Annotated in this window: 9 protein-coding genes and 1 tRNA gene; 5 read left to right on the top strand and 5 right to left on the bottom strand. The window is 66.0% G+C overall.

Annotated elements, in window-relative coordinates:
* Positions 1–148 precede the first annotated feature (148 nt).
* The 4 genes from COUCH_RS00635 (at position 149) to COUCH_RS00620 (ending at position 2,185) form a co-directional block, all read left to right on the top strand.
* Positions 149–442: a hypothetical protein gene (locus COUCH_RS00635; RefSeq protein ID WP_249610173.1), complete on the top strand. Its 294-nt coding sequence runs from the start codon at positions 149–151 to the stop codon at positions 440–442.
* Positions 443–1,442: 1,000 nt separating this feature from the next.
* The gene (locus COUCH_RS00630) at positions 1,443–1,631 is read left to right on the top strand and encodes a hypothetical protein (RefSeq protein ID WP_249610172.1); all 189 of its coding nucleotides are present in this window, start codon (positions 1,443–1,445) and stop codon (positions 1,629–1,631) included.
* The gene (locus tag COUCH_RS00625) at positions 1,612–1,857 is read left to right on the top strand and encodes a hypothetical protein (protein ID WP_249610171.1); all 246 of its coding nucleotides are present in this window, start codon (positions 1,612–1,614) and stop codon (positions 1,855–1,857) included. The genes COUCH_RS00630 and COUCH_RS00625 overlap by 20 nt, the downstream gene beginning before the upstream one ends.
* Positions 1,858–1,879: 22 nt before the next feature.
* A complete protein-coding gene (locus COUCH_RS00620) occupies positions 1,880–2,185 on the top strand; it encodes a hypothetical protein (RefSeq protein ID WP_249610170.1) in 306 nt (101 codons plus the stop codon).
* 187 nt (positions 2,186–2,372) lie between these two features.
* On the opposite strand, the gene COUCH_RS00615 is transcribed toward COUCH_RS00620, so the two are convergent.
* From COUCH_RS00615 to COUCH_RS00605, 3 genes are read right to left on the bottom strand one after another with little or no spacing between them, the layout of a single operon-like run.
* A complete protein-coding gene (locus COUCH_RS00615; protein WP_249610169.1) occupies positions 2,373–3,644 on the bottom strand; it encodes a hypothetical protein in 1,272 nt (423 codons plus the stop codon).
* Complete coding sequence (locus COUCH_RS00610; protein ID WP_249610168.1) at positions 3,641–4,498, bottom strand: hypothetical protein; 858 nt, start codon at positions 4,496–4,498, stop codon at positions 3,641–3,643. The genes COUCH_RS00615 and COUCH_RS00610 overlap by 4 nt, the downstream gene beginning before the upstream one ends.
* Positions 4,495–5,028: a hypothetical protein gene (locus COUCH_RS00605; RefSeq protein WP_249610167.1), complete on the bottom strand. Its 534-nt coding sequence runs from the start codon at positions 5,026–5,028 to the stop codon at positions 4,495–4,497. The genes COUCH_RS00610 and COUCH_RS00605 overlap by 4 nt, the downstream gene beginning before the upstream one ends.
* A gap of 77 nt (positions 5,029–5,105) precedes the next feature.
* On the opposite strand from COUCH_RS00605, the gene COUCH_RS00600 reads away from it, so the two are divergent.
* Positions 5,106–9,056, top strand: coding sequence for a CHAT domain-containing protein (locus COUCH_RS00600; RefSeq protein WP_249610166.1), 3,951 nt, complete (start codon positions 5,106–5,108; stop codon positions 9,054–9,056).
* A gap of 379 nt (positions 9,057–9,435) precedes the next feature.
* Here the strand turns inward: COUCH_RS00600 and COUCH_RS00595 are convergent, their stop codons facing one another.
* Positions 9,436–11,676, bottom strand: coding sequence for a GmrSD restriction endonuclease domain-containing protein (locus COUCH_RS00595; protein ID WP_249610165.1), 2,241 nt, complete (start codon positions 11,674–11,676; stop codon positions 9,436–9,438).
* A gap of 540 nt (positions 11,677–12,216) precedes the next feature.
* Positions 12,217–12,290, bottom strand: a tRNA-Gly gene (locus COUCH_RS00590).
* Positions 12,291–12,476: the final 186 nt, after the last annotated feature.

Below are 12,476 nucleotides of genomic sequence, written 5' to 3'. Positions count from 1 at the left end.
GGAAAACTCGACCGACCACCCACCGCCGAGAGACCGCCGCACGCGCCCAGTGTGACACCACAGCGGGCGGTCCCTCGGGTAGCCCGTTCCGTGCCCGGCAACAACTTTGGGGGCAGTGGCGGTGCCGTTGGCCCGCTAGGGTCCCCCCGTGTCAACTTCCGAAGAGGCCCTCGCGGCGGCACGCACCAAGCCCGAATACCGGTCAGGAATTTGGGCGTTCCGGGCAATGCTGGTGCTCGCAGCCGTGCTTGTGCCGAACATCGCCCTGTCCTTCCTCCCGCGCGGGATCGAAATAATGCTCTGGCTCGCCTATCTGGCGGTCGTGCTCTTTGGCCTCCTCAAGTTCAGCCGAGCCGGCGTACGTATCACTGGTACGTCGCAGGATGTCTGGAGCCGCCGCAGAGTGGTCTACAAGGACGTCATGGGTCTCGGCCGAAGGTAGGCCGACTCGCTGCAGGGGAGTCATCGACCAGGCCGCCGACGACCTGCCCCGCTGTACCCATCACCGATTCAGTGCCGCGCAGCTCAGGGGCTACCACCCGGTCCGCTTCGCTGACCGGCCTCCGCCAGGCGCCCGTCAGTCGCTGAAGGACCCCCGCTGGCCCGGGCGACGGATCGACGGCCTGATCAGATCGTGTCGTCGGCCGGGAATCACGCCGAAGCTGATCGTCGGCTGACGAGGGAGCTTCCATGCGCTGGTCCTGTACCTGGACCTCTTGCCGAGAACGGTGGGCGCCCGGGTTGTAGATCTCGTCGATTGGACCCATCAGCCTCGCGCCCGCGCCACTACGCCGGATACGACGTGCGAGCCAGACGAGCCCAGCCAAGATCGCGACGAGACTGCCGACGACGATCAGTAGCGCCACGACCGCATCCATGTGACACAACGTTGGACGAGCTCATGGCCCGTGCCTGATCCAGCGTCACTCAGAATGACGGAAGCCCTGGCGGACCATCGGTCCTGACCAGGGCTTCCGTACGTGGAGCGGGTGACGGGAATCGAACCCGCACTGTCAGCTTGGGAACAACGCGTGAACCGTCCCACCCAGTGTCGTTCGATGCCGGACAGTCCTGCTGACCTGCCCATACGTTTCAGCCGTATCCCGAAGCATCCCGGATTCGGACGGCCAGTCCCGAGCGGTTCCCCAACAAGATCCCCAGCGCAAGCCCACCTGAGCCGTGCCATGCCACGGCATGCCGCACGTGGACGGGCGCCGATTAGTCGACTTGAAGAGTGCGTCGCCGTCAAGCAGGGCGAGTGGTGCGTGGTCTGACTGAACCGACATCCTCTTCTTACCGACCGTGACGATCTTGTTGTTGTCATCGGTCCCTAGAGCTTGCCGATGGCCTGCATAAACGCCGCCGTGGGTTGATCGTTGCTGGTTGCTGTTTGTCAACGGTTGGTAGGGGTTTCCGGGGGGTAAACGGGGGGAGTTCGCACGATGCCTGTGCTGGTCGAGGTGGTGATGCTGTCGGTGCAGCAACCCCACCTATGGGCCTGGATCGAGCCGCTGATCCCGAAGCAGCCGGCTCGCGTCCTTGTCGTTGGCCGGTCGATGACACTCGGCGCCGTCAAGCGCTGCGGTGCCAGTCAAGCCGTACCCTGGACGCGTGGTACGGAAGATCTCTGATCTACGCGCGGCAAGCGACGAAGAACTGATTGCCGAGCACGACGGGCACGCCGTGAGTACGCATGTTGGCACGGCTTACTACATGGAGGAGCTCGACCGGCGCGACCGCAATCGCGCCATGGCAGCGACGGAGGCGCTCGCCCGCGGCGCATATCGCCTCACTTGGGCGAACACTGTCCTTGCGGCCGTGGCCGCCGTTGCCGCGATCATCGCGTTAATCAAGTAGCCAGCAGGAGAGGCTCCGCAGATTGGAGATCCGCATGCACAGTGACCCGCTGACACGCGCGATGTGGCGAGCACATAGCGCGGCGGAGAAGCTTGAAGGGTCGGCGCCATCACCCGAAGCGGTCGAGCACATCGCCAAGGCTGCGATCGCTGGATACCTCAACGCACTTGCAATCGAGAACAAGGTTCGGACTGGGCATACCGCAGGTATCGACGGCGGCGATTCGTGGTCGCATCGCCCCGTCTACTCAACAGACCTAAGCCGTTACGCAGAGCAGGCGGAGCGAGCGCCGTTCATCGGTCCGTCGGACGAACCGTTTGGTTGGTAGTACCACCAAGGCCCTGGCCCGGATCCGTTTCCGCGCCGAGGCCTTCTTGTGTATGTGCCAGCTCTTAGTGTCATTGGTTAGACTCCGCCGACTCCTCACCATCCTGAATCAGACGCGTCCGCAGGCCAAGCCGGCCACCGCTAGGCCTAGCGTCTCGTTTGGGCCCTACTCAACCCGGTCGAGACGGTCAAGCTGCGTACAGCGCCAGACTCGCCCAGCCGGCGATGCATAGCGCCGGTACCAGCACGCAGCCGGGTCCGAGCGGCACTCCGCGCTGCACCAGGGTCCACCGGGGCAGCGTGTCACACGCCCGACCCAGCAGCCACAGAGGAGTCACCATCGCCAGCAGCACGCGACGTGTCACCCCCGCCCTGCGGGGGGCGGTGGACAACGCGCCCCGGAACAGGTCTAGCAGCGAAGTCGGCGGTACCGCGGCGTAGGCAAATGCCAATCCACACCAGACGAGCAGTATTTCGCGGTACGGCAGGTCCAGCAGTGACATGATCAGGAGGCCGAGCGCGCCCTCGCGCTGTACCCAGAAAATCTTCAATGCGTTGAAGAGCATGGGCGGAGCCTCGTGCAGTACGGCGTACTGCACCGCCGTAGGCATCAGCATCACGATGGCGGACAGCAGCATGAGCGTCCGGGCCAGAAGGTGTGCGAGAGCGTGGCGAATCGCCGGATCGTCGCTTTTGCGGAGGAGTAATAAGTCACGGCTCCATCCCAAGGAGGCCGACGCTGTCGTGTGCGCCTGAGCGCCGACGACCACAGCCGCGAGCCGGAAGAACACACCGCCGAGGACGGTCGCGGGGATGAGCGAGACGGCAACGAGCACTGTGTGCACGGCGAGCAGCGGCAGGTGGCACGTCGTCCACGCCATGCGGCGCCGGAAGGGCATGTCGCCAACGTGCCGGTGGTCGACGTGGCTAAGCTTGCCGACGCCAAGCGCATCGTCGCCGCGGCACGCGGTCAGGGCGGCCAGGTTAACCCGGGCCTCGCGGAGCATGAGATGGGCGTCGCCTGGGGGCAGGTGCAGCAGCATTTCCAGGACGTCGGCTGCTTCGGCGGCTCGTCCCGCGTGTCGGGCACCTTCGCCCGCCAGCTCGAATGCGTTCCAGACGATTGGCTGTGCGGTCATCCGTCCGTCAGGCGAGTCCGTGGTGATGGGCGGGCGGAAGCCCGAACGCAGCTGCACCCGGCGGCGTAGCTCCGGCACCTCGACGTCCAGCGCCTCGAGGAGGTCCACCACGCCGGTGTGCTCCAGCAGCTCCTGGAACAGGTGCAGGTCGCTGACCCGCCGACCGCCTCTGAACCGTGCCTTTGCGACCGCGCCCCGAGCCACCTCGGTAAGCCCGGTGATCACCGGGAGGATCGGGTCTTCAACTGTTTCCGGACCGCCATCGATTTCTGGAGCGCCGCCGGCTTCCGGGTCTTCGGCCATTACGGGGCCGTCCGTCACGGCAGGGTCCGTGCGAGGTCGGCTGGCGCGGGTGCCGGTGATTTGCCAGGGGTGTACCAGCGTCGCGCGCGGTCCTTGGGTTGGAAGACCTCCCGCCCGTCCACCTTCGCGGTCACGTAAGCGCCGACCATGTCGAACGCGCACTGTTTGAGGGCGCCGGCGCTGCGAACGGTGCCGACGGTGGCGAGGTTGAGGTACGTTGCGGCCATTAGTTTCAGTCCGGTCAGGTCCGCCAGGCACGCGGCGGCCAACAGCCGTTGTGCGATGTCGGGCTCCCGGTAGGGAGCGATGGCCTCCGCGAATGCGGACGCGGCGCCCGGCGGCGCGGAACCCTCGACGATGCCACGCAGCAGCGGCGCTGCCGCCCCCGTATCGGCCATGAGGACGGTGTAGGTGGCGTCGAGTCGGACGATCTTGATGCGGTGCGCGGCGAGGTCGGTGAAGAAGCACCGTGATCGCCGCGTCGGCCCGGCACGGCCGGCGGTCACCATGGCGTCGCGGTAGTAGAGCAGCGCCTGGTCCTGGTAGCCGAGGTTCCACAGCGCGCAAGCCGCGCCAGCGGAGGCGTCGGCGATCCGGTGGCCGTCGTCGAGTACGCCCATCCATAGTCTCGCCGCGGCGTCGTCGTTGCCCTCGACGAGCGACAGCGCGGCCTGCCGCAGCCGGCTGGCCTGCTGGAAGCGCTCATGGCTGAGCGAAGCGCCGCCCACGACGAGTAGACCCACGAGCAGCAGGCTGATCAGCGACCAGGGCAGGCAACCTGATTGATCATTTACCGCGGCTGTGTCGGTCCCAGCCGTATCGCGGTCGCTTCCTCCATCGACGGTTCCCCACTCTCGCGCAGCGTTCGTCATGACGGTACGGGGGATAGTCCGTTGTCATCGCTTCCGCCCGGCTTGGGCGATCGGGTGAGGTGCATCGCGGTTCCTGCGGCGTCGCACCGGGCTATCCAGCGGGCGTCGTGCCAGGTGACCTCGGCCCGCCACGTGCCGTCCGCTTGGAGGGCGATGTCGACATACGCGGGGTCCACCGCTTCGGCGCCGACCGCCGCACGTCCCGCCGCCTCCAGCCGTTCGATGACCTCGAACGGCTGACGCATTGGAGGGGCTTGGCGGCGCCGACGGGCGAGATATGCGGCGGTTGCGGTCAGCGACCCCAGCAGCCCGGTCCACGCGGCGTTACTTAGGACACCTAAAGCCAGTTCCTGAACGAGATCCTGGGTGGCGCCGCGGGTTGGCCCGACCGCAACGGCCGACGTCACCACGGAGATCTCTGCGCTTGCCTTGTCGTCCGGGAGTTCCCCGGGCTCGCTGCCGAAGAACAAGAGGCACTGATGACCCTGATCCCACGCGAAGATCCGAGTCTGCAGAGAATCGGACGGCATGTGGCGGACCCTTCGATGTACGGACGTCCGGCAGGACAGTACAGTCCGCGGCGCGAAGTGGCGCAGGACCTGCAACGGTGACTCGGAAAATATCCTCCGTTCGGGGTATCGATGCCACCCTGTCGGTCTTTGTGCATCCGTTCGCATTTCGTGCTATCACTGCCGCGCGCAGCGCGGTCGATGACCTAATTGCGCTGGCGGTTCTCACGCTTGCGGGGATTTGCTGGACCCGGGCATTCAACCGGTACGAGATTCCGGCTGCACTGGTCCGGCGTCTGGGCGGCGACGCCAGATGGGCGGCGGAGTCCGGAGCGTGGCGCTACCTGCCGCTGCTGGTCGCGGCGTTTGCGTACGTGGCCGTTCGGCGTGTGGGGCGAGGTCCAGCTCGTACGCCCGCACACGCGGACTGGTCGGACGCCGTGGTGCCGATGCTGGTCCGTGCAGCGTGCGTCGTCGGATCGGGCTGGTACCTGGCTGGGATCCCAGGCACCGTGCCGGGGCGGTATGGACCGCTGCTGCTGGCGGTTGTGACCGCACATCGGCTGCATTGCCGTGACACCCGGGCACACCGGCAGCACCGCCGACCCACCGTGGCGGGTTACCGGCCGGCTCTTCGGGCGTCGTTGCGTCCCCGCGGCTGGGTGGCATTGCGCAACTGCGCTTTAGGTGACGTCGGCATTCCCGGTGTCGCCACCAACATGTCGCAGCAATGGTTCGATGAGGCCATCGCACTGTTCCGCGCCAGCGACGATGTCGTCTCCGCCGCGTACTGCACGGCCAGAGCCATTGAGTTCGAGTTGCGCAACGGGGCACTGGTGGAGGCTGGCCGTCGGTCCCGAACGGCGATGGACGACCCGGTTCTGCGGCAAGAGTCGGCTGTGTTGAGCGCGCGGGCTCAGTTTCTGCGGGTCATCGGCGATCACGCCGGGGCATTGCGGTTGCTGAACGAGGCGCTCGCCCGGCCCCGGGGCAGGACCGCGGACCTGACGTCGCTGATCATCGAGATCGCGTTCGACCCGGATGCCCGCGACGGCGAAACGCCGACAGCGTTCCAGGGCAGCGACCGGCAAAGGGCGGCGGCCGTGTGGCGCGGCAAGCCGGCGGCGGCCCTTCTCAGCCTCGTCGCGGAGGCGCGAGCGGTCGCCGCCAGCGCCGAGCCCGACGCGATTGGGCTGGCCTACGCGGTGGTGGGGCTGTCGCAGCGTTTGCCAGGCACGCTGCCGACGGGCCGTATTTCGGTCACGGAGGTGCTGCGCATGTCCCAGGCGGCGGGTCACGCCTTGGTGGTGGCGGGCCACTTATTCGAAAACAGGCAGCGGCCGGCCGACGCGGCGAGCGCATTCCTAGAGGCACATGACCTGTTGATGGATATCGGTGACCGCCGGCGGGCCACCCGCAGCCTGGTCCGCGGGTTCGCGAACGCCGTCGCCTCCGGTTACTCAGAGCCGCGGCAGGAGAACCACGCACTGGACATCATACGAGCCGGGCTGCACGCCCTCGAAGAATATCGGGTTACGCTGCCGGAGGAAGCATCCCGCGCGCAGTGGGTACAAGCAGACCACCGCTTGCACGCCCGAGTGTTCACGCTGCTAACCACCGGCGTACGCAGCAACCCGGCGAAGGCCGGCGAGCTGGGCGTCTGGCTGATCGAGTCGGTGCATCGTACGGCGGCCTCCGCGCTGATCAGCGGTGACGTCGTGCCAACCATCGCGCAGCTGCAGGCGGACATCACCGCGCTGGCCGAAATCGAACAGCAGATGCGCGTGGCTCCGGACGCTGTCGAGGACATCGGCATGGAGCTGAGGAAGGCCGCCGGCAAGACTCGTACCGCGGTGGCCGACACGCTCGTCATGCTCCGGGAGTCGGTCGTGATGCTTGCTGTCGACTACGACACGATACTGCGCCGCGTCGGCCACCGGGTGGCTCTGCTGTACCACTGTTTTCGCGACGAGTTCGGCTGGGTCTTCCACACCGCGTTGATGTCGCCGGTATCCGGGGTGACGTTGCACCGGTCCCGGATAGACCAGGACCCGGACGGCCGGGACAAGGCCGCCTTCCTGTCACCGGTGGGCATCCTCGACGCCATGGCAGAGGCTGACCCTTCTCCGCTGAAGTGGATCTACGGCGCGCTCCCGTTGGACGCCGACTGCTGGAGGGACATTGCACGGGCGGTCTTCCCGCCCGGTCTGACCGAGGTACTGCGGGACACTAGCCGGTCCGGTTCCGTCGTTGAGCTGCTCATCGTGCCTGACGGGCCGATCGCCGGCCTGCCGTTGTCCGGCTTGCCGGTACGGGTAGCGGGGGACAGAGTCGAGGTGCTCGCCGAACACGCCGCCGTCGCGTTCGTTCCGGCCCTGTCGATGCTGTCCGAGGCTCGCCCGGCCAAGGACCCCTATCGGCCGCGGGTCGCCGTCGTGCACCTCGACGACGAACTCGACGCGACGGCGGCCGAGAGGCGGCAGTGGGAGTCGCTCAGAGAGGCCATGACCGTCCGCTCGTGCGCTGATCTCGCTGAGTTGCGTGAGGCGCTCGACGCGGAGCCGAGGCCGGACGCCGCCGTAATCTCAGTGCACGGCGCCGGAAGCAGCACCGGCCTCGATCAGGCATTGCGGCTTCGGGACGGATCAGTGGTGACCGCCGCTTCGGCACTGGGCCTTCGCTGGCCACCTACCGTAGTGCTCGGCGCTTGTTGGATCAACTCAATGGCTGTGCGCTCAGGGCAGGAGTCGACCGGCTTCTCAATGGCCTGTCTCATGCGTGGTGCGTCCACCGTGATCGGCGGCATCGCACCTGTCGCCGACACGAACGCGGCGAGTGTCCTGGCCCCGGTGCTGGCCGGCCTACCGGTGGGCGCATCCCTGGTGTCGGCGACGCAGCAAGGCGTCCTGGCCGAGCTGCGCCGGACCGGCCGCCGGGTACCCGCGGCGCTTTGGGCGTCGTTCGCGGTGTGGACGACCGTTGCCGGGCCTGCCCTTCAGGAGGTTCATGGACCGACACACTGGGGCCTAGACGGGCTGCCCGCCACGGACGTACCGGTCGGCGCGCGACTCGCGCTCCGACTCCCCGTTGAGCCCGCGCTCAGCCGTCGTCTGAGGTCGGTCCGAACTCCGACCGACCACACACCGTTGGGCACCCTCCAAACGCTCCTCGCCGTCCTGGACGGTGATCCCGGGACCTGGGGAAGCTTAGGCCAGGCCGGGCTCGGGCCGGTGCCGCCGGATCTCCTCGGCCGGGAGGCTAGCCAGGGCACAGTCACGTTGACGATCGACGAGACCGACGTCTTGATTTCGGCCGACCTGGCCGCCACGCTCCGCCGAGCCGACGCACTCTCCGAGCATCTGGGACACGAACTTATCCGGCCGGAAACGCTTCTGTTGGCGCTGGTGTTCGACGACAACGAAGCCGAACAATGGCTCCGCAACTACGCGGCCGACGGCTCCGATCTTCTCAATCGTATCGCTGAGGTGGCAATCGGACCGCAGCACACAGACCTGAGAGGCATAGCTCGCGTCCTGCATGGGCGCACCGCCGACTTCTACGAAGACCTGCACGGAACTATGGTCGATGCCGGCGTTGAGAAAGCCGCGCCGTTGGACGAAACGTATCTGCCCTGGATGCGCTGGTCGGCCATTGCGGTCGCCGCGATGACGATCCTCTACATGGGCAGGCCAGTCCTCGAGATCGGGCAGGCGCTGGGCCGGCCTCCCCGCCCCACAGAGTCACGCGTGCCGGAGCCGCCACGGGCCTCCATCGGCGTGACGCTAGCCGACCGGCCGGCTGGCGTGGTCGTCACGGCGGTCACGCCAGGCGGCGCAGCCGACCGCGCCGGGGTGTTACCCGGCGATGTCATCGTCTCGGCTGCCGGCGGCGCGGTCATGCATGCGACCGACGTCGTCGAGCTGCTGCGAGAGTGGCCGCCGGGGATCGAACTGAAGCTAGACATCGCGCGCGAGAGCCGGCCAGTGATGGTTCGGGTTCAAACCTGGCCGTATCCAGCACCCAACCCCACCGCGCGCCCGACGTCATGACTGGCCGTTTAGTCTTGCAGCGGTGATGGGCGATGAACAACTCTCGGTCTAGCAGCTTCCGAGCGGAGGGCAACTTGAACCGACGACTCGCTGTTGTAGAGCCGTCGTCATGGCTTGTCATTAGTTACCAGAACGTCTTCTCACCGACCGTCGCGGCTCCGGGCTCGTCGTTGGTTGTCATTCGTGGGCGTTGAGCTGCACAAACGCCTTCATGAGGTAATCATCGCTTGTCGCTGATTGCCAGCGCTTGGCGTGGGTGGAATCAACCGCCGTTGGCTTCGCGCGGTCAAGGTCACCGCGGCGGTGAGCCGCGGCTCAGGCTGATCCATCCAGTGACTGGCCGCGCATGGACAGGGGTACGCTCTTGACTTGGGTCACGTCATGGCCTTCGCCGTTCCAGGTACTCGTCTCGCACACGACTTAGACGGACAAGCCCTCGCACGGTGTCGGTCTGCCAAAATGTCCACCCGTTGCAGGACTTGGCTCCCAGTACGGCAGCACCGGCCGTGGAAGGTGACTCCTCGAGGTGGCCGTCGTCGAGCTCGACCCGACCCTCAGCCGTCACGGTCGCGTTGTAAGTCACTCCACTCCTGACGCCCACCAGTGCCTGTCTGTCGCGCAGCAGGCCGGCAGCGAGCAGATCCTTCAGCGTGACGCCGTAGTGCCGTTTTGGCTGCTGTTCTTCCGTCAACCGCGCAACGTTATCTGGTACGTCGATGCCTAGTCTGCTTGAATCCCAGACGACTTCGCATAGTCGCCGGTACAGTTCCTGCCGCTCGCTGAATGACGACACTGTGAACTCGGGGACCGGGGCGAACGGCAAGCCGTGTGCGGCGCGCGTCCGTAGGAACGTTGGGTTGTTCTCGTAGCACCTTGGGTGGAGCGACTTCGCCAGCACATTCTGCCCGTAGTAGTGCTCCAACTTCTCGGCATACGGCTTGTCCCCGTAGCTCGCGTTGAAGTCCTTGGGTAGTAGGAGAAGCCCGCCGAACTTGTTGCGCTGGTCGGAGAAAGCCTGGTCCGTGGCCAACTCAGGGTGCTCGTCGGGATGGTTGGCCCAGATGTGCTCGATCTCGAACGGGTGCGTTCGCTGGCGACTGACGAAGTCGGCGAAGGTCAGTGCCCCGCCACACTGGTCCTCCAACCAGGCCGCCATTCGGGCGAGGAGGTAGCGGATTTGGTTCCCGTTGCGCTGGTGCAGGCCTAGATTGGCGACGGCGTCGAACCCGTCGTCCATCTCCGCGATCTTGTCGCCCAACACCTGGGCGAGCTCCGCCTCGTCGAGGTCCCGGATGTCCTTGACATGGTTGAACATCGTGTACGCGACGGTCGAGTACCCGAAGTTGCGGTAGTTGACGATGCGCCGGGCTACGAAGATGTCGGCCCATCCGGCGATCATCCGCGTCTTGCGCCGGAAGGTCTCGTCATCATCGGACGGCGATAGTGCGGCGAGGATCAGTGGGTACTGGAACGTGAACCCGTTCCACGCGTTGTAGAAGACCTCCTCGAAGCCCGGCGTCAACTGCTGTGACGCTTTGAGAAGCTGAAGGTAACGGCCAGAAAGACGGTCGAAGTCGCGCTCGATCAGCGCGGCAAAGTCGCCCGGTTTCCGAAGCCCAATCTCCTCCCGGTGATCGCGCACCCACTTATGTGGCGCTGTGCCGATGACGTCGAAGTCGCCCGGGACGGCTTCCTTCTTGCGCTCGCGAATCGTCTCCGCGTACTTGGACCGCAGCCAGTTGCGTATGAAGTCGAAATCTCCCTTGTCTACAAGGTTACTCAGCGCCGCCACACGCCCGCGCCAGAGCCGATTCGCCGCCTCGACCTCCTTCGGCTCTTGGATCATCGCGAGCAGATAGCTCTTCAGCATGTCCGTAGTCGTGAGCCGGAGACCGCGGTCGTTCATCGTCTCAAACACCTCGAGCGCCATCTCTTGGTCGGAGGTTGTGATCTCCACGACGGCGACGCGCTCGAGGAACCAATCGATGAAGTACGGGAGCTTGTGGTCCTTCAGTTCCTGCGGAAAGAGTTGCTCGATGTCCTGGTACCGGGCCCAGAGGTTGGCCACTGAGTCGTCCCCTGGGGCAACCGGAGGGGGCTTGCCTTCAAGCAGCGATTCCATGCAGGCGCGGCGGTCTTCGACGTCGAGGTTGAAGCTCCATCGACCCACCCGTGTGGACGCAATGAATTGCCTGACGTCCACCTGGTCGTGAGAGGGGCGGGCTTTTTGGAGATGAAGCAGGTAGATCAACAGGAGTGTGAGCGTCGTCAGCCGCTGCTGCCCGTCAACGAGAAACAGCGTCCCGCCGCGGTTGTTCGTCACGATAGGCCCGAGGAAGTATGGGCGGTACGTGAGAGTTTCTTGGCGTTCGTGGCGCTCATCCCATGCCTCGAGAAACCTGCCGGCAAGGTCGTCGAGAAGTTCATTGACGTTCGCCTGGGTCCACGCATATTCGCGCTGGTAATAGTCGACGCTGTACTTGCGCGAGGTGAACAGCTCGCGCACGGTGCGGGGTTTCCCGTCGATGCGATCGACGTCCACGACCGGCAAAGCGTTCAACGTCTTCAGCCTCCCTTTGGCGGCCGAATGCCGCTTGTCGTCGCCGCCAATCGTACGCACGCCCGCGTCCGAGCCCGCTCCGCGCCAGGCGTCGGTCTTATGCCAGTGAGAATTTTCGAACGTGATCTTGCAGGTCGGCTCTGGTCGGCAGGGGGCGTTGGTCGATGAGGGCGAATCTCCACGTAGGACAGCATCGGGCCGGAACTCGATGCCTCGACCGGGAGCCTCGCCGCGCTGTCCTACCCCGGTGACCGGCGCCCGGTGCCCGGCCCGCCTTGTGGCGCGCGGGGGTGATCCCCGTAGGGCGACCGCCGCGCGGGCGATGGAGGCACGGAGAAGCCGAGATGCGGCACTTGAGCGGAACCGCCCAGAACGGACGCCACCGCAGTAGCGTCAGATTTCCGATCTGACAGTGCCACTTGTTGCCTTCTGATCGCGCCCGCCTTGCCCGAATACCAGGCCGTTTGTGCACGGCCGTTGGCCGAGATTGCGCCGGGTTTCGAGCAGCCTTCGCGGCTCGTTCCCCAACAAACGGTCGTCAGAGATCGATCAGTAACGATAGATAAGCCCGTCAAAATGCGGCCTGAGCAGGGAGAACTTTGGAGCGGGTGACGGGAATCGAACCCGCACTGTCAGCTTGGGAAGCTGATGTTCTGCCATTGAACTACACCCGCGAGCGGCCTCACTGTACCCGATCGACGGGCGTTGTGGCGGGGCCGCCCCGCACTTGGGCGGCCGGGCGCGGTCGCTCGAGTGCGGGGCGGTGGGGTGTTTTCGTGAAGTAGGCGCCGGCGGACGTGGCGCGGCCCAGCTCCCTCCAGGCCTGGCAGCGCCCCGCGTACGCAGGTGGCGGTGTCCGG

Origin of the sequence: Couchioplanes caeruleus, assembly GCF_023499255.1 — a bacterium.
Classification (GTDB): Bacteria; Actinomycetota; Actinomycetes; order Mycobacteriales; family Micromonosporaceae; genus Actinoplanes; species Actinoplanes caeruleus_A.
Note: the sequence above shows the minus strand (reverse complement) of the source record. Positions and strands in the feature narration are given on the sequence as shown.

Excerpts from the sequence above, each read along its gene's own strand:
- COUCH_RS00605 (WP_249610167.1), bottom strand. The coding sequence starts at position 5,028 with ATGCCGTCCGATTCTCTGCAGACTCGGATCTTCGCGTGGGATCAGGGT.
- COUCH_RS00630 (WP_249610172.1), top strand. The coding sequence starts at position 1,443 with ATGCCTGTGCTGGTCGAGGTGGTGATGCTGTCGGTGCAGCAACCCCAC.
- COUCH_RS00610 (WP_249610168.1), bottom strand. The coding sequence starts at position 4,498 with ATGACGAACGCTGCGCGAGAGTGGGGAACCGTCGATGGAGGAAGCGAC.